Origin of the sequence: Klebsiella sp. 54 (assembly GCF_018223875.1) — a bacterium.
Lineage (GTDB): Bacteria > Pseudomonadota > Gammaproteobacteria > Enterobacterales > Enterobacteriaceae > Klebsiella > Klebsiella quasipneumoniae.
The window spans coordinates 77,088-94,618 of the sequence record NZ_JAGRRA010000005.1; the positions used below are offsets into that span (position 1 = coordinate 77,088).

General features: G+C 56.5%; 16 protein-coding genes. 11 read left to right on the plus strand and 5 right to left on the minus strand.

All coding sequences use genetic code 11. From position 1 onward, the window contains the following. Window positions 1-151 precede the first annotated feature (151 nt). The 5 genes from msrA to araC all read left to right on the plus strand — a co-directional run bounded on the left by msrA (window position 152) and on the right by araC (window position 6,672). Window positions 152-790, plus strand: coding sequence for a peptide-methionine (S)-S-oxide reductase MsrA (gene msrA / locus KHQ24_RS13700; protein ID WP_211777322.1), 639 nt, complete (start codon window positions 152-154; stop codon window positions 788-790). 180 nt (window positions 791-970) lie between these two features. After that, on the plus strand, window positions 971-2,308 hold the full coding sequence (locus tag KHQ24_RS13705; RefSeq protein WP_004206485.1) for a hemolysin family protein: 1,338 nt from the start codon (window positions 971-973) through the stop codon (window positions 2,306-2,308). Window positions 2,309-2,508: 200 nt separating this feature from the next. Continuing rightward, window positions 2,509-3,741 carry an oligosaccharide MFS transporter gene (locus KHQ24_RS13710; RefSeq protein ID WP_017900583.1) on the plus strand — a complete coding sequence of 411 codons (1,233 nt, stop codon included), beginning with the start codon at window positions 2,509-2,511 and terminating at the stop codon, window positions 3,739-3,741. An 18-nt stretch (window positions 3,742-3,759) separates the two neighbouring features. Beyond that, window positions 3,760-5,769, plus strand: a complete 2,010-nt coding sequence (locus tag KHQ24_RS13715) for a beta-galactosidase (protein WP_211777323.1) — start codon at window positions 3,760-3,762, stop codon at window positions 5,767-5,769. A 30-nt stretch (window positions 5,770-5,799) separates the two neighbouring features. Beyond that, window positions 5,800-6,672 carry an arabinose operon transcriptional regulator AraC gene (gene araC, locus KHQ24_RS13720; protein WP_004206480.1) on the plus strand — a complete coding sequence of 291 codons (873 nt, stop codon included), beginning with the start codon at window positions 5,800-5,802 and terminating at the stop codon, window positions 6,670-6,672. A gap of 61 nt (window positions 6,673-6,733) precedes the next feature. On the opposite strand, the gene KHQ24_RS13725 is transcribed toward araC, so the two are convergent. Next, window positions 6,734-6,940, minus strand: a complete 207-nt coding sequence (locus tag KHQ24_RS13725) for a DUF1107 domain-containing protein (protein ID WP_002886707.1) — start codon at window positions 6,938-6,940, stop codon at window positions 6,734-6,736. Window positions 6,941-7,264: 324 nt separating this feature from the next. On the opposite strand from KHQ24_RS13725, the gene KHQ24_RS13730 reads away from it, so the two are divergent. Beyond that, on the plus strand, window positions 7,265-7,822 hold the full coding sequence (locus KHQ24_RS13730; protein ID WP_004206478.1) for a YtfJ family protein: 558 nt from the start codon (window positions 7,265-7,267) through the stop codon (window positions 7,820-7,822). On the opposite strand, the gene cysQ is transcribed toward KHQ24_RS13730, so the two are convergent. Further along, window positions 7,812-8,555 (minus strand): 3'(2'),5'-bisphosphate nucleotidase CysQ, encoded by a 744-nt coding sequence (gene cysQ, locus KHQ24_RS13735; protein ID WP_211777324.1) that lies wholly within the window; start codon window positions 8,553-8,555, stop codon window positions 7,812-7,814. The genes KHQ24_RS13730 and cysQ overlap by 11 nt on opposite strands. Before the next feature lie 191 nt (window positions 8,556-8,746). On the opposite strand from cysQ, the gene cpdB reads away from it, so the two are divergent. Then, window positions 8,747-10,690, plus strand: coding sequence for a 2',3'-cyclic-nucleotide 2'-phosphodiesterase (gene cpdB / locus KHQ24_RS13740; RefSeq protein WP_032456889.1), 1,944 nt, complete (start codon window positions 8,747-8,749; stop codon window positions 10,688-10,690). Window positions 10,691-10,916: 226 nt separating this feature from the next. On the opposite strand, the gene KHQ24_RS13745 is transcribed toward cpdB, so the two are convergent. After that, window positions 10,917-11,288: a winged helix-turn-helix transcriptional regulator gene (locus tag KHQ24_RS13745; protein ID WP_004206475.1), complete on the minus strand. Its 372-nt coding sequence runs from the start codon at window positions 11,286-11,288 to the stop codon at window positions 10,917-10,919. Window positions 11,289-11,378: 90 nt separating this feature from the next. On the opposite strand from KHQ24_RS13745, the gene KHQ24_RS13750 reads away from it, so the two are divergent. The 4 genes from KHQ24_RS13750 to ytfE all read left to right on the plus strand — a co-directional run bounded on the left by KHQ24_RS13750 (window position 11,379) and on the right by ytfE (window position 14,922). Beyond that, window positions 11,379-12,227 (plus strand): SDR family oxidoreductase, encoded by an 849-nt coding sequence (locus KHQ24_RS13750; protein ID WP_211777325.1) that lies wholly within the window; start codon window positions 11,379-11,381, stop codon window positions 12,225-12,227. Window positions 12,228-12,305: 78 nt separating this feature from the next. After that, the gene (locus KHQ24_RS13755; RefSeq protein ID WP_048294052.1) at window positions 12,306-13,130 is read left to right on the plus strand and encodes an AraC family transcriptional regulator; all 825 of its coding nucleotides are present in this window, start codon (window positions 12,306-12,308) and stop codon (window positions 13,128-13,130) included. Between the two features lie 75 nt (window positions 13,131-13,205). Further along, on the plus strand, window positions 13,206-14,177 hold the full coding sequence (locus KHQ24_RS13760) for a DMT family transporter (protein WP_053810846.1): 972 nt from the start codon (window positions 13,206-13,208) through the stop codon (window positions 14,175-14,177). A gap of 82 nt (window positions 14,178-14,259) precedes the next feature. Beyond that, window positions 14,260-14,922 (plus strand): iron-sulfur cluster repair protein YtfE, encoded by a 663-nt coding sequence (ytfE, locus tag KHQ24_RS13765; RefSeq protein WP_004206471.1) that lies wholly within the window; start codon window positions 14,260-14,262, stop codon window positions 14,920-14,922. 104 nt (window positions 14,923-15,026) lie between these two features. On the opposite strand, the gene cycA is transcribed toward ytfE, so the two are convergent. Beyond that, on the minus strand, window positions 15,027-16,430 hold the full coding sequence (cycA, locus tag KHQ24_RS13770) for a D-serine/D-alanine/glycine transporter (protein WP_004206470.1): 1,404 nt from the start codon (window positions 16,428-16,430) through the stop codon (window positions 15,027-15,029). Window positions 16,431-16,735: 305 nt separating this feature from the next. Next, entirely contained in the window at window positions 16,736-17,356 is a 621-nt protein-coding gene (gene fklB, locus KHQ24_RS13775) for an FKBP-type peptidyl-prolyl cis-trans isomerase (RefSeq protein WP_002886687.1), read from the minus strand. Between the last annotated feature and the right edge of the window lie 175 nt (window positions 17,357-17,531).

The window sequence follows — 17,531 nt, forward strand, 5'->3', positions numbered from 1 at the left end:
TTAACAAAACCCTAACAACTTAGGGTTGAAAAAGTGGCAATAACCCAAATAATTCTTATGTATTAATCTAGACGTATTACGCGTATTTATTGTGTTAAAAGACACGCTTCGTTACAACCTTAACGACGATTTCTGTATTGAGAGGCCCACCGTGAGTCTATTTGATAAAACGCATCTTGTCGCCCAGGCGGATGCGCTGCCTGGACGCAATACCCCGATGCCAGTGGCGACGCTCCACGCAGTTAACGGCCACTCGATGACCAACGTCCCGGCGGGGATGGAAGTGGCACTGTTCGCCATGGGCTGCTTCTGGGGAGTTGAACGTCTGTTCTGGCAATTGCCGGGGGTTTACAGCACCGCCGCCGGCTACACTGGCGGCTATACGCCCAATCCGACCTATCGCGAAGTGTGCAGCGGCCAGACCGGTCACGCGGAAGCGGTGCGCGTGGTCTACGATCCGCAGGTCATCAGCTATGAGCAGTTATTGCAGGTGTTCTGGGAAAATCACGACCCCGCGCAGGGCATGCGACAGGGTAACGACCTCGGCACCCAGTACCGTTCGGCGATCTATCCGTTGACGCCGGAACAGACGGCAGCGGCAAAGGCCAGCCTCGCGCGCTTCCAGGCGGCGATGAAAGACGCGCACGATACCCGTCACATCACCACCGAGATCGCCACCGCCAAACCGTTCTACTATGCCGAGGACGATCACCAGCAGTATCTGTATAAGAACCCGCACGGCTATTGCGGCATTGGCGGCATTGGCGTCTGCCTGCCGCCTCAGGCGTAATTCTGATTTCCGCCTCAACAGCGAGGCGGTTAATGAACGCTCTGGCGGCTTTACATTCCCTTACGCTATACTACCCAGTGTGACAGCCGGTCCAGCGCCTTCGGACCGGTTTTTTATGTATTCCACATTTAAGTTATCAACTTCCCTTCCGAGGATCTGACCTCAACGGTCAGAAAAGATATGTTAAACAGTATTTTAGTAATACTCTGTCTGATAGCCGTCAGTGCGTTTTTTTCGATATCGGAAATCTCACTGGCCGCCTCACGTAAAATCAAACTGAAACTGCTGGCCGATGAAGGCAACGTCAACGCACAGCGGGTGCTGAAGATGCAGGAGAACCCGGGCACCTTCTTTACCGTCGTGCAGATTGGCCTCAACGCCGTCGCCATTCTTGGCGGTATTGTGGGCGACGCGGCTTTCTCACCGGCGTTTCATAGCCTGCTCAGCGGGTATTTGTCACCGGAGCTCTCCGAGCAACTGAGCTTCATCATCTCTTTTACCCTGGTCACCAGCTTGTTCATCCTGTTTGCTGACCTGACTCCGAAACGCATCGGTATGATTGCGCCCGAAACTGTGGCCCTGCGCATCATCAACCCGATGCGCTTCTGCCTGTTAGTCTTCCGCCCGCTGGTGTGGTTGTTTAACGGCATGGCCAACATGATCTTCCGCATCTTTAAACTGCCGATGGTGCGGAAAGACGATATCACCTCCGACGATATCTATGCCGTGGTCGAAGCCGGCGCGCTGGCCGGGGTGCTGCGCAAGCAGGAGCATGAGCTGATTGAGAACGTGTTCGAGCTGGAGTCCCGCACCGTTCCTTCCTCCATGACCCCGCGTGAAAGCGTCATTTGGTTTGATTTGCATGAAGACGAGCAGAGCCTGAAGAATAAAGTGGCCGAACACCCGCACTCGAAGTTCCTCGTCTGTAATGAAGATATCGACCACATTATCGGCTACGTCGATTCAAAAGATCTGCTGAACCGCGTGCTGGCGAACCAGAGCCTGGTGCTGACCGGCGGCGTGCAGATCCGCAACACGCTGATCGTCCCGGATACCCTGACCCTGTCCGAAGCGCTGGAAAGCTTCAAAACCGCCGGGGAAGACTTTGCGGTGATCATGAATGAATATGCGCTGGTGGTCGGGATCATCACCCTTAACGACGTGATGACAACTCTGATGGGCGACCTCGTCGGCCAGGGGCTGGAAGAGCAGATCGTCGCCCGCGATGAAAACTCGTGGTTAATCGATGGCGGTACGCCGATTGATGACGTGATGCGCGTGCTGGATATCGACGAGTTTCCGCAGTCCGGGAACTACGAGACCATCGGCGGCTTTATGATGTTTATGCTGCGTAAAATCCCCAAACGCACCGACGCGGTGAAGTTCTCCGGCTATAAGTTCGAGGTCGTGGATATCGATAACTACCGTATCGACCAGTTGCTGGTGACCCGCATCGATAACAAGCCCACGGTGCTGGTGCCCAAGCAGGCGGAAGCGGCGGAAAGCCAGAACGCCTGAGCGTAATCCTTTCTCTCTCTTAAGGGCGGATGATCATCCGCCCTTTTTATTGCCCGAATGTGAAGCGGCTCACGCCCCTCTGCCGATAGCAGATTATTACTGCTCGATAGCGAAACGTTTATGACTCCCCCGTGCGCAAAAAGGTAACGTTGCTCGCGTCTATACGATCATATTCCTGAATAAAGGAAGCGAGGGTTACCATGATAACGTCGAATAAAAATTACTTTATCAGCTGTCTGTTTTTCCTGTTTTTCTTTATAGGCTGGGGATGCTGCTACCCCTATTTATCACTGTGGTTAACGGAAACCATCGGTATTAACTACACGGACGTCGGTCTGGTTTATTCTTTCACTGCCATTGTGGCCGTCTGCGTTCAGCCATTATTCGGTTTTATATCGGATAAGCTGGTGTATCGTAAGAATCTGATGTGGATGCTGGCGATCATTATCACCTTATTCGCTCCATACTGGATCTATGTCTTCGCGCCTCTGTTAAAAATAAATGTGTTCCTCGGCGCGCTGGCTGGCGGCCTCTATATTGGCATGGCCTACGGCGCAGGCTGCGGGATTTGCGAAGCCTACATCGATAAGGTCAGCCGCGCCTCCGGCTTCGAATTTGGTCGGGCGCGGATGTTCGGCGGCATCGGCGCCGCGATCGGCACCTTTGCGGCAGGAAAGCTCTACGGCATCGATCAGAACATGATTTTCTGGCTGGCCAGCGCAGCAGGCGTCTGCCTGCTGGTGATTGTCTGGAAAATGCAGATCAGCACCCATCAAAAGCAGGGGCTGCTGTCCGGCAAAACGTCGCCGGTTACCCTCCGCGATGCCGTCTCGTTGTTAAAAATTAAAAAATTCTGGTTCTTCGCCCTCTATGTCATTGGCGTCGGGGCGGTCTATGAAACCTATGACCAGCAGTTCGCTATCTACTACAGCCATTTCTTTGAGAGTAAAGCCCGGGGTGCAGAAGTCTTCGGTTATTTAACCACGGGTCAGATTTTCCTTGATGCCATCGTGATGTTCTTTGCGCCATGGTTTGTGAATAAAATCGGCCCGAAAAATGCGCTGTTATACTGCGGGCTGATTATGAGCTTGCGCATTATCGGTTCCGCGTGGGCTATTGGCCCGGTATCCATCAGCCTGATTAAACTACTCCATGGATTTGAAAGCTCGGTGTTACTCGTCGCGGCGCTTAAATATATTACCGCTAACTTTAACCCCCTGCTTTCCGCGACGGTTTACTTAATTGGCTTCCAGTTTTCAAAAAGCTTTAGCTCTATTTTTCTCTCCACCGGCATCGGCCATATGTACCAGAGCATGGGCTTTACCAGCAGCTATATCGTGCTCGGTAGTATCGCCCTGTGCTTCACGCTCATTTCGTTTATCACGCTGGATAAAGCACGCGTGTTCTCTTCACAACCTGTGCCCGCGAATTAATGTCAGGAGGTAGTCTGCATGTCTCAGTTATTTTATGGCGTGGCGTATTACGATGAATATATGCCGGAAGATCGGCTGGCCAGCGATATCGCCTTAATGCGCGAAACCGGCATTAACGTGGTGCGTATCGCCGAGTCCACATGGAGTACACTGGAGCCCGAAGAGGGCCAGTACAATTTCTACCATATCGACCGGGTGCTCGAGGCGATGCATGAGGCCGGCATTGCGGTCATCGTCGGGACGCCCACCTACGCGGTCCCGGCCTGGCTGGCGGCGAAACATCCCGATATTCTGGTCACCACCGTCGCGGGGCAGCAAAAATATGGTCCGCGGCAGATCATGGATATCGTCAACCCGACCTTTCGCCGCTATGCCGAAAAAATTATCCGCACGCTGATGGCCCATGTGCAACACCATCCGGCGATTATCGGCTGGCAACTGGATAACGAAACCAAGCATTACGACAATATTGGCCGCTATATGCAGGAGGGCTTCGTGCGCAGCCTGCAGGAGAAATATCCAGACCTCCGACAACTGAATCACGATTTCGGTCTGGATTACTGGAGCAACCGCATTGACCGCTGGCAGGATTTTCCGCCGGTGGAAAACACCATCAACGCCAGCCTCGCCTGCGCCTTCTCCCGCTATCAGCGCCAGCAGGTCACCGAGTATCTGGCCTGGCAGGCGGAGATTGTGCGCGAGTACGCCCAACCGCACCAGTTCGTCACCCACAACTTCGATTTTGAATGGCGCGGTTACTCTTACGGCGTGCAGCCGCGGGTCGACCATTTTGCGGCGGCGCAGGCGCTGGATATCGCCGGCGTCGATATCTATCACCCGAGCCAGGCACACCTGACCGGGCGGGAAATCGCCTTTGGCGGCGCCATCACCCGCTCGCTTAAGCCGGGCCAGAACTACTTCGTGCTGGAAACCCAGGCGCAGGGCTTCGCCCAGTGGACTCCCTACCCGGGCCAGCTGCGCCTGCAGGCGTTCAGCCATATCGCCTCCGGCGCCGCCATGGTCTCCTACTGGCACTGGCATTCGATTCATAACGCCTTCGAAACCTACTGGAAGGGGCTGCTCAGCCACGACTTCTCGCGTAACCCGACCTGGCAGGAGGCCACCACTATCGGGGCTGACTTTGCCCGCCTGTCGCCGCAGCTGGCGGAGCTGAAGGCCGAAAACGACGTTGCGCTGCTGATAAGCAATGAGGCAATGGACGCCCTCAATCACTTCCGTCCTGGCGATGCCGAGGGCAACATTTATAACAATATCTTTCGCCGCTTCCACGATGCGCTGTATGACCACAATATCAGCCTCGACATCATCCACGATGTAAACGAGGAAACCTCGCGCTACCGAGTGCTGATCGTTCCCGGCCTGTACGCTGCCGATGATGGCCTGCTGGCACGGATCAATCACTATATCGCCGAGGGCGGCAGAGCGCTTATCGGCTTTAAATCGGGCTTTAGCGATGAAAACGTCAAGGTACGCCGCAGCGCGCAGCCTGGGATCCTGCGGCAGAGCTGCGGCGTCAGCTACAGCCAGTTCACCCTGCCGGAAGGGACGACGGTAAGCTCTTGCTGTGCAGAGATTGATTGCCGCAATGACAATCAGGCTGAGCTGTGGATGGAATTGCTGACACCCGATGATGGGACCCGCACCTTGCTGCGCTATCAGCATCCGGCATGGGGCGAATACGCCGCCGCCACCGAAGCGGATTATGGCCGGGGACGAGCGATGTATGTTGGCTTCCTGCCGCAGAAGGGATTGATTAGCCAGCTGTTTGATGTACTAACCGCCGAGATCGCATTGCGCTCGCGCACTTCCGCCTATCGCTTCCCATTAGTGGTCAAAAAAATGCGTAATCGCGCCGGGAAAACCATCCACTTCCTGTTCAATTACTCCGGCGAGACGCTGGAATTTGTCAGCGAGAACGCGGGTAGCGCGCTGCTGAACGGGGAGACAGTATACGTCGGCCAGCCGTTGCGCCTCAGGGCCTGGGAATTTACTATCATCGAAAGCTAACGACGCGGCGGCGCTCAGGTGGGAGAGAGAATGGAACTGGATATCAATGAGCTACTCAATTTCTCTCCATTGATGAAGACCTTTACCTTCAATGCCTGGGTCGTCGCAGGCTTCACGCCGATTACCCGCGGCTCCACGCTGGACTACTACATTAACCGCCCGCAGGGGATGAAAGGTTACATCATTAATCTGACCCTGCGCGGCCAGGCGCGGGCGAAGGCGGGCGATGGCTTCCTTCTGTGCCGGGAAAACGATCTGCTGCTGTTTCCTCCCGGGGTGCCCCATCACTACGGCAGGGACGAGCACAGCGAGTATTGGGACCATCTGTGGATCTACTTTATCCCCCGCCCCTACTGGATAGACTGGCTAAAGTGGGACCAAACTACTCACGGTATCGGCAAAACAACCATTAACGATCCCGAACAGCTCCAGCAGCTGCGCGATCTGTTCTACGAAGTGATACGCCATCACTCGGCATCCGCGCCGCTGTCGGAAGCGCTGGCGATGAACGCCCTGGAAAGATTGATCCTTCACTGTTTTCAGCGACAGCCCATCAGCAACCGTCACGCCCACGACCCACGGATTAACGCCGTCTGCGACTACCTCAACGCCCATATTGCGCAGGAGGTAAAAATCGAGACCCTGGCGGCGATGGTATTTATCTCCCCTTCACGTCTGGCGCACCTTTTCAAAAATGAACTGGGGCAAACGGTTTATGCATGGCGGGAAACGCAACGCATCAACCGCGCCAGGTGGCTTATTCAGAGCACCTCGCTCCCGCTTAACAAAATTGCTTTATCGGTAGGCTACAGCGATCCGGTCTATTTCACCCGCTTGTTTCGTAAACATAACGGTATTCCACCGGGCGAATATCGCAAACGCTATGCGGAAATGAAGGGCTAAAAACATCAACGGCTCCCATCGGGAGCCGTCTTTTACCTACTACGTACTGCTACGTTTCAGGTTATGCCATCTCAGTTTGCAGACGCAACACCTGACGATTGACTTCGGACATCACTGACAGATGCAGCTTGTCCTTGACCTTCGGGATAAGGATTTTGCCCTTATCAAATTCAAATGCGCCAACGTCCTTGATGTACAACCGTCCACGAAACAGGATCTTCACGTACTTCGCCACTTGCAGCGGATTGTAGCGTTGGAAAATTTTCATTCTTCTCTCCTGCCAGGGTTACGCTCCTGTGGTGCCACAGTTAGCCCACGTATCGGGAGCGCAAATTTTAATGCCCTAAAACTATAGTCCAGAATCTCAGAGGGACCCAGTATGTATAAGTTTATTTACCCTTTGATGACATTAATTCAGAATTTTCGTTTCAGACATACGATGAAGTAAGTATAAGTCGCCGTTTTTCGACTAATTTGTGCGTCAACACGCAAACTGGCATCCTCATTGCGGGTAATCACCACCAATCGCACTTATGATTAAACGAGACCAAGTGGTCGGATCACCTGCACAAAAAATGATTAAGGAAACCGTATGACCCTACGTAGCATACTGGCCGCCTCGTTACTCCTCGTGCCGCTGCTGGCCTCAGCGCATAACTTTGTCGATGGCCAGCGCGTGGCGCCGGTCGGCGTCGCGGATCGGGGCGAATTAATTCTGGATAATGATAAGTTTAGCTATAAAAACTGGAATAGCTCGCAGCTGGCGGGAAAAGTGCGCGTCGTCCAGCACATCGCCGGACGCTCGTCAGCAAAAGAGAAAAATGCCAATCTGATCGAGGCGATTAAAGCGGCGGGCTTCCCGCACGATCGCTATCAGACCACCACCATCGTCAATACCGACGATGCCATCCCGGGCACCGGTATGTTTGTGCGCAACAGTATCGAAAGCAATAAAAAGCTCTTCCCATGGTCGCAATTTATCGTCGACAGCAATGGATTGGTGCGAAAAGCCTGGCAGCTGGACGAGAAGAGCTCGGCGATTGTGGTGCTGGATAAGAGCGGGCGCATCCAGTGGGCCAAAGACGGCGCGCTCACTCAGCAAGAGGTGCAGCAGGTGATCGACCTGCTGCATAAATTGCTTAATAAATAGAGACCCGGAAGCCGGGATTGAGGAAGGATTCACGCGGCGTGTAGTCGAGGGTTTTGCCCTGCCAGTCGTGAACATGCGCCCCGGCGGCGACCGCGACGGCATGGCCGGCGGCAGTGTCCCAGGTGCTGGTCGGCCCGAAGCGCGGATAGAGCTGGGCCTGGCCTTCCGCCACCAGGCAGAACTTCAGCGAGGAGCCGATGGAAGTGGTCTGGTGCTCGCCCAGCTGCTCAAGGTACTCCTGCAGCTCCGGATCGTTGCCATGGGAGCGGCTGATCACCACCAGCGGTGGACGGGCATCGCGGACCTGGATCTGCTTGCGCACGCCGCACTCTTCTTTCCAGGCTTTGCCTTTTTCCGCGCAGTACATCACCTTCATCACCGGCGCATAGACCACGCCCAGCGTCGGCTTGCCGTTTTCAATCAGCGCGATATTAACGGTGAACTCGCCGTTACGCTTAATAAATTCTTTGGTGCCGTCCAGCGGGTCGACCAGCCAGTAGCGCTGCCAGTGCTGGCGCACTTCCCAGGCCGGCGGGTCCTCTTCCGACAGAATGGGAATGGTGGCATCCAGCGCCTGCAGGCCGCTGACAATGACTTTATGCGCCGCGAGATCCGCCGCCGTGACCGGAGAATCATCTTTCTTGCTGGCGACGTTGATCGGCTGGTTTCCATCGTAAACTTCCATGATGGCATCGCCCGCGTTCCGTGCAAGCTGACATACTTGTTCTAACATTCTCCACCTCGTCTGGTTACAGTGGCGTTAACTTGTTGTTTTATTTATATCGCATCACCGCAAGTTCCGCTATCTGTGATAACGATGGCGGTTTCTCTGCCCGCTTTTCTGGCAAGATTCACATTTCTGTAAGCAACAGAATATAAATACATTTTCTTCTGTGCTATCGCTCATAAAAAAGGACGCCTCTGATGATTAAGTTTAGCGCAACGCTCCTGGCCACGCTGATCGCCGCCAGCGTCAACGCCGCAACGGTCGACCTGCGGATCATGGAAACCACCGATCTGCACAGCAATATGATGGACTTTGACTATTACAAAGATGCCGCCACGGAAAAATTCGGCCTGGTGCGTACCGCCACCCTGATTGAACAGGCGCGGGCAGAAGCGAAAAACAGCGTACTGGTGGATAACGGGGATGTCATCCAGGGGAGCCCGCTGGGCGACTACATGGCCGCCAAGGGACTGAAAGAGGGCGATGTTCATCCGGTGTATAAGGCGATGAATACCCTGAATTATGCCGTCGGCAACCTGGGCAACCATGAATTCAACTATGGCCTCGACTTCCTGCACAAGGCGCTAGCCGGGGCGAAATTCCCCTACGTGAACGCCAATATCATCGATGCCAAAACCGGCAAACCGCTGTTCACCCCGTACCTGATCAAGGATACCCCGGTTCAGGACAGCGAAGGTCAATCCCACACCCTGCGCATCGGCTATATCGGCTTTGTGCCGCCGCAGATCATGACCTGGGATAAAGCCAATCTTAGCGGCAAAGTGACGGTCAACGACATTACCGAAACCGCGCGCAAATATATCCCGGAGATGCGGGCGAAAGGGGCTGATGTGGTGGTAGTGGTCGCTCACTCCGGCCTCTCCGCCGACCCGTATCAGGCGATGGCCGAGAACTCAGTCTACTACTTAAGCCAGGTGCCCGGCGTTGACGCCATCATGTTCGGCCACGCCCACGCGGTATTCCCAGGCAAAGACTTCGCCAACATTAAAGGCGCGGATATCGCCAGAGGGACGCTGAACGGCGTACCGGCGGTGATGCCGGGAATGTGGGGCGATCATCTCGGGGTGGTCGATCTGGTGCTGAACAACGACAGCGGCAAATGGCAGGTGACTCAGAGTAAAGCGGAAGCACGGCCAATCTACGACGCGGTGGCGAAGAAATCGCTGGCGGACGAAGACGGTAAGCTGGTGGCGGTGCTGAAAGCCGATCACGACGCTACTCGCGAGTTCGTCAGTAAGCCGATCGGCAAGTCCGCCGACAACATGTACAGCTATCTGGCGCTGGTGCAGGACGACCCGACGGTGCAGGTGGTCAACATGGCGCAGAAAGCCTACGTTGAACACTACATTCAGGGCGACCCGGATCTGGCGAAACTACCGGTACTCTCCGCTGCCGCGCCGTTTAAAGTCGGCGGGCGTAAAAACGATCCGGCGAGCTTCGTGGAAGTGGAAAAAGGCCAGCTTACCTTCCGCAACGCCGCCGACCTCTATCTCTACCCGAACACCCTGGTGGTGATGAAGGTCAGCGGGAAGGAGGTCAAGGAGTGGCTGGAGTGCTCCGCCGGGCAGTTTAACCAGATCGATCCCGCCAGCAGCAAGCCGCAGTCGCTGATCAACTGGGACGGCTTCCGCACCTATAACTTCGACGTGATTGACGGGGTGAACTACCAGATCGACGTCACTCAGCCGGCCCGCTACGACGGCGAATGTCAGATGATCCATCCGCAGGCAGAGCGTATTAAGCACCTGACCTTCAACGGCAAACCGGTCGATCCGCAGGCCACTTTCCTGGTCGCCACCAATAACTATCGCGCGTACGGCGGTAAATTCGCTGGCACCGGCGAAAGCCATATCGCCTTCGCCTCACCGGATGAAAACCGTTCAGTGCTGGCGGCGTGGATTGGCGCGCAATCGAAGAAGGATGGCGCGATCCATCCGGCGGCGGATAACAACTGGCGTCTGGCGCCGATCCACAGTAAGACGCCGCTGGATATCCGTTTTGAGACCTCGCCTGGCGACAAAGCCGCGGCGTTTATCAAAGAGAAAGCCCAGTATCCGATGCGTCAGGTGGCCACCGATGATATCGGCTTCGCCATTTATCAGCTGGATTTGAGTCAGTAATCCCTGTTCCCCGGTGGCGCTGCGCTTACCGGGGTTACAAACCGGAGCTGACGAGTAGCCCGGATAAGGCGCCAGCCGCTATCCGGAAATATCTCCCCGGTGGCGCTGCGCTTACCGGGGCTACAAACCGGAGCTGATGGGTAGCCCGGATAAGGCGCCAGCCGCTATCCGGGAACATCTCCCCGGTGGCGCTGCGCTTACCGGGGCTACAGGGAGTGATACATTTTCACTCCTCGTGGCTAGCCAGCACCGCCGGCAGATTAACCTCGATCCAGTCCGCCAGGGCCGCCACCTTCTCGCTCACCTGCAGGCCGAGCGGCGTCAGGCTATATTCAACGTGCGGCGGCACCACCGGATAAGAGACGCGGTCGATAAAACCATCCTGCTCCAGGGCCTGCAGCGACTGCGCCAGCATCTTTTCGCTGACCCCGCCCATTTTGCGCCGCAGATCGCTGAAGCGATGGGTTCCTTCGCGCAGCGCCACCAGAATCAACACGCCCCAGCGGCTGGTGACATGTTTAAGCACATCGCGCGACGGGCACTGTTCCGCAAACAAATTGCCATTGCGCAGTTTCTCGCTCAGCGTCGGTTCGGCCATTTTCACACTTACCTTTTTGTACGTACTTACTAAAAGTTAGTTAAGGTGTTAGCTTACCACAACTGCCACTAAACACGAAGGAGAAGACTAATGATCGCTCTTACCGGTGCCACCGGCCAGCTTGGCCACTACGTTCTGCAAGATCTGCTTAAAACCGTCCCTGCCGGCCAGATTGTGGCGATTGTCCGCAACCCGGCCAAAGCCCAGACTCTCAGCCAGCAGGGCGTTGTCGTCCGCCAGGCCGACTATAGCGACGAAGCGGCGCTGACCGCCGCGCTGCAGGGCGTGGATAAACTGCTGTTAATCTCCTCCAGCGAAGTCGGCCAGCGCGCCGTACAGCACCGCAACGTCATCAACGCCGCCAAAGCCGCTGGGGTGAAGTTCATCGCCTACACCAGCCTGCTGCACGCCGACACTTCGCCGCTGGGCCTGGCCGCAGAGCATATTGCAACTGAGCAGATGCTGGCCGACTCGGGTATCGCTTACGCCCTGCTGCGTAACGGCTGGTATAATGAAAACTATCTGGCCAGCGCGCCGCCGGCGCTGGAGCACGGCGTGTTTATCGGCGCCGCCGGCGAAGGTAAAATTGCCTCCGCTACCCGCGCAGATTATGCCGCCGCGGCCGCCCGCGTTATCGCCGGTGAAGGCCATGCAGGGAAAGTTTATGAACTGGCGGGTGATAACGCCTGGACGCTGAGCGACCTGGCTGCTGAGCTGAGCAAGCAAAGCGGTAAAAACGTGGTCTACCAAAATCTCAGCGAAGCCGACTTCGCCGCCGCGCTGAAAAGCGTCGGCCTGCCGGCGGGTCTGGCCGATATGCTGGCAGACTCCGACGTCGGCGCCTCGAAAGGCGGGCTGTTTGACGACAGCCGCACCCTGAGTACGTTGATCGGCCGTCCGACCACCTCCCTTGCCGAAAGCGTGAAAGGCATTCTGTAACCGCCCCTCTCAGCTTTTGCGGTTGCGTCCCGGCGGTTCCTCTCTCATATTGAAGAGATTAATCGTCGGGAGGCAGGCATGCAGGGCGTACCACCCCAATTTAGTGATGAAAAAGATCGCGCGCGCTTTCGCCATCTCGAACAGCTGCCCGGGGTAGAGCTTTACCACGCCCATATCTCCCGCTACGCCTTTGAACCCCATACCCACGAAGCTTTCGGCATTGGCGTGATTGAGCAGGGCGCCGAGCGCTTTCGCTACCGCGGCAGTCAGCACATCGCCGCCGCCAATGCCATTGTCACCATGAATCCCGACGAGCTGCACACCGGCGAAGCGGAAACCGCCGACGGCTGGCGCTACCGGATGATTTATCTGGAGCCCGACCGTCTGGAAGCCATCACCGGGGTGCGCGACTGGTGGTTCAGCGAGGTGGTTCGCGAGGATCCCCTGCGGTCCCGGCGGATTGGCCAGCTGATTTACGGTCTGTGGCACAGCGAAGATGCGCTGGCCCAGCAGGGAATGCTGCTCGACCTCATCGACGCCTTCCGCCCTCTGGCCCACCATGCCTCGGCGCAGGGTGAGGCCGGGCATCGCTTCGACCGCGTGCGCGACTACCTGCATGATAACTATATGCGCCCCATCACCCTCGACGAGCTGGCGCAGGTGGCGGCGCTGAGCCCGTACCACTTTCAGCGCCAGTTTAAAGCCCACTATCACGTAACGCCCCATCAGATGCTGATGGCCATCCGCCTGTGGCGCGCCAAAGCATTTCTCACCCACGGCATGCCCGCCGCCGAAGTGGCGATAGCCGTCGGCCTCACCGACCAGTCTCACCTGACCCGCACCTTCACCCAGCGTTACGGCATTACGCCGGTACGCTATCAGAAGCAGGTCGCCAGGCGCTGATGCGCAATCTCATACAATATTCCCGCCCGGCCTCCTTCTACACTGCAGACAACCGTGATGACAATGGATGCAATGATGATTAGTGGTGTGTTGTACGCCCTGCTGGCGGGGCTGATGTGGGGTTTAATTTTCGTCGGGCCTTTGCTGGTGCCAGAGTATCCGGCGATGCTGCAGTCGATGGGACGCTATCTGGCGCTGGGTCTGATCGCCCTGCCGCTGGCATGGCTCGGGCGCGCGCGTTTGCGCCAGCTGAGCCGGAACGACTGGTGGACCGCGCTGGGTCTGACGATGATGGGAAATCTTATCTATTACGTCTGCCTGGCCAGCGCCATTCAGCGTACCGGGGCGCCGGTCTCCACCATGATTATCGGCACGCTGCCGGTGGTATTGCCGGTCTTCGCCAATCTGCTCTACAGCCAGCGCGACGGAAAGCTGCCATGGCGGCGCCTGTTTCCGGCGCTGGTCTGCATCGCCGTCGGCCTGATCTGCGTTAACGTCGCGGAACTGCGCCAGGGGCTGCCTGATTTTAGCCCGTGGCGCTACGGCTCCGGCATTGCGCTGGCGCTGGGGTCGGTGGTCTGCTGGGCCTGGTATGCCCTGCGCAACGCCCGCTGGCTTCGGGAGAACCCGCATCAACCGCCGATGATGTGGGCTACCGCTCAGGCGCTGGTGACGCTTCCGGTTTCGCTGGCCGGCTATCTCGCCGCCTGCGCCTGGCTGCACGGTCAGCAGGCCGGGTTCCCCCTGCCCTTCGGCCCGCGCCCGGCGGTGTTTATTACGCTGATGCTGGCCATCGCGGTGCTCTGCTCATGGGTCGGCGCGCTGTGCTGGAATATTGCCAGTCAACGATTACCGACGGTGATCCTCGGGCCGCTTATCGTTTTCGAAACCCTGGCCGGGCTTCTGTATACCTTTCTGTTGCGGCAAAGTTTACCGCCGCTGCTGACCCTGAGCGGTATCCTGCTGCTGGTGCTCGGCGTGGTCTCCGCCGTCCGCGCCAGGCCGGAAAAAACAACGTTGCAACCGCTGACGAACGAAAAAAAGTAGCCGGGCCCTATTAAGGGGTATTCCCTCGCCAAAAAGATGTATTTAAAATACATCTTATATTCCTGATGACGAGGTAACTGCTATGGCTTTCCGTGACCAACCTTTAGGCGAGCTGGCGCTGACCATCCCGCGCGCCTCCGCCCTGTTCCGTCAATACGATATGGATTACTGCTGCGGCGGCAAACAGACGCTGGCGCGCGCCGCATCGCGCAAAGCGCTGGATGTCGCGGTGATTGAGGCCGAGCTGGAGAAACTGGCCGGGGAGCCTATCACCCGCGACTGGCGCGCGGCGCCTCTGGCGGAGATCATCGACCATATCATCGTTCGCTATCATGACCGGCACCGCGAACAGCTGCCGGAGCTGATCCTGCAAGCCACCAAGGTTGAACGGGTCCACGCCGATAAACCGAATGTGCCGAAAGGGCTGACGAAGTACCTGACCATGCTGCAGCAGGAGCTCTCCAGCCACATGATGAAAGAGGAGCAGATCCTGTTTCCGATGATCAAACAGGGGATGGGCGCCCAGGCCGGGGGCCCGATCGGCGTAATGGAAAGCGAGCATGATGAAGCGGGCGAACTGCTCGAGGTAATCAAACATATCACCCATAACGTGACGCCGCCGCCGGAAGCCTGCACCACCTGGAAGGCAATGTATAACGGTATCAACGAGATGATCGACGATCTGATGGAGCACATCAGTCTGGAAAATAACGTGCTGTTCCCGCGTGCGCTCGCCGGTCAGTAAAGAAAAAGGCGCCCGCAGGCGCCCTCGACATTGTCCGTCTTATTTGGCCACTTTGAGTGGCCTTTTTTATGACGATCCGTTGCAAGCAACGTTAAAATTTTCGTTTATTTCGCCAGACGTTTTTTGCCGGCAAACAGCCAGCCCGCACCCAGCAGAACAAACCACAGCGGGGTGACCATCAGCGCTTCACGGGTATCATCTTCGAGGGTCAACAGCACCAGTACGAAGACGAAGAAGGCCATGCACACCCAGCACATTAATTTGCCCAGCGGCATCTTATACTTGGACTTCTCGTGCAGCTGCGGACGCTTTTTACGATAGACCAGGTAAGAGCAAAGGATAATCGTCCAGACGAACATGAACAGGATCGCCGACACCGTGGTGATCATGGTGAACGCGGCGATCACGCTCGGGTTGACCATCAGCATCACCACACCGCCCAGCAGGCACATGCAGGAGAAGGTTAAGCCCTTCGCCGGCACCGCACGCTTCGACAGCTTGGCGAACATCTTCGGCGCCTGACCATCCTGCGCCAGACCGAACAGCATACGGCTGGTGGAGAAGACGCCGCTGTTGGCTGAGGAGGCTGCGGAAGTCAGCACCACGAAGTTAATCAGGCTCGCCGCCGCCGGCAGACCGACCAGCACGAACAGCTCAACGAACGGGCTCTTGCTCGGCACCACGGAGCTCCACGGCGTCACCGACATAATCACAATCAATGCGAAGACGTAGAACATAATGATACGCAGCGGGATGGAGTTAATCGCCCGCGGCAGGGATTTTTCCGGGTCTTTGGTCTCAGCCGCAGTGGTACCGACCAGCTCAATCCCCACGAAGGCGAATACCGCAATCTGGAAGCCGGCGAAGAAGCCGCTCAGCCCTTTAGGGAACCAGCCGCCGTCATTCCACAGATGCGCGAAAGAGGCTTCGACGCCGGTCGGCGATTTAAAATGCATCATGACCATCACCAGGCCGACCACGATCAGCGCCACGATGGCGACGATTTTGATCATCGCGAACCAGAACTCCATTTCGCCAAACATTTTGACGGTGGCAAGGTTCAGGCCCAGCAGCAGCAGGATCACCGCCAGCGACGCGACCCAGTCGGAGAGTCCGGGAAACCAGAACTGCGCGTAGGCGGTGATCGCCACCACGTCCGCCATCCCCGTCACCACCCAGCAGAACCAATAGGTCCAGCCGGTAAAGTAGCCCGCCCAGGGGCCCAGCAGATCGGCCGCGAAGTCGCTGAAGGATTTATATTCGAGGTTCGACAGCAGTAATTCGCCCATGGCTCGCATAACGAAAAACAGCATAAAACCGATAATCATATAAACAAAAATAATGGATGGCCCGGCAAGGCTGATGGTTTTGCCAGAACCCATAAATAATCCAGTGCCGATCGCCCCGCCAATTGCAATCAGCTGAATATGTCGGTTTGTGAGATTTCGCCGTAGCGATTGTTCAGTCGGCTCCTGCTCGATAGCAGCGACTTTAACCTGATCTACCATGTGATTTCTTCCTGTTGTACCTGTCTGTGTTGTTCAGGCTCTGATGGCCTGTCGTCTGTCATTAACCCCAGCAAGGGCTAGTCGATATTAGGTAAGAATCGGAGGGATGAATACTATGATTTAGATATAATGTTAATTTTATGTTTAAAGTGAGTGTTATATCACTCATCTAACGCGAAATAGCTCACAAAAATACACCCATATGCGATGAATGCAAAACATAATTCCAATTAATTTTTAACTTAAGGATTTTACGCTATTTTTGTGGCTTCCCCCGCCGCTGGGGAAGAGGAAGCCTCTGCTGTTTAGATAATATCCAGCAGTTCAACTTCGAAGATCAGGGTGCTGAACGGAGGGATCGACGCGCCAGCGCCGCGCTCGCCGTAGGCCAGGTTGTGTGGGATGGTCAGTTCCCATTTGGAACCTACCGGCATCAGGGTCAGCGCTTCAATCCAGCCGCCGATTACGCCGGTCACCGGGAACTCTGCCGGTTCGCCGCGGGCGACGGAGCTGTCGAAGACGGTGCCGTCGATCAGTTTGCCGGTGTAGTGCACGCGTACGCGGTCGGTACGGGCCGGGATCGGGCCTTCGCCCTGGGTCAGCACGCGGAACTGCAGGCCGGACTCGGTGCTGTTCACACCCTCTTTCTCGCGGTTTTCATCAAGGTACTTCTGGCCGTCAGCGGCCATCGCCTGGAAACGCTCGCGACGCACGGCGTCGGCGCGCTCGTGGATTTCACGCAGCGCACGGTGGACGGCTTCTACCGGCACCTGCGGCTGGTTACCTTCCAGCGCATCGGCGATACCCGCCACCAACGCTTCCGGCAGCAGCCCCTGCAGGCCGGATTCGCTCAGCTGTTGTCCAACCTGCAAGCCGATACCGTAACTTGCCTGCGCTTCGATAGTGTCAAAAGTTGGGGTTGCCATCTTTGTTCCTTTTTTGGGTGATAAACATCAAGAGAAAAGCGTCCGGAAGCATAACAGCCATAGCGAAATGGGTAAAACTTTGTCGGCGGATGATGACAAATCTCAGCGAAAAAGAAACAATAGGCGGCATCAGGTTAACTTCACTTTGTTCCGGTCATCAGGACGTTAGCCATCT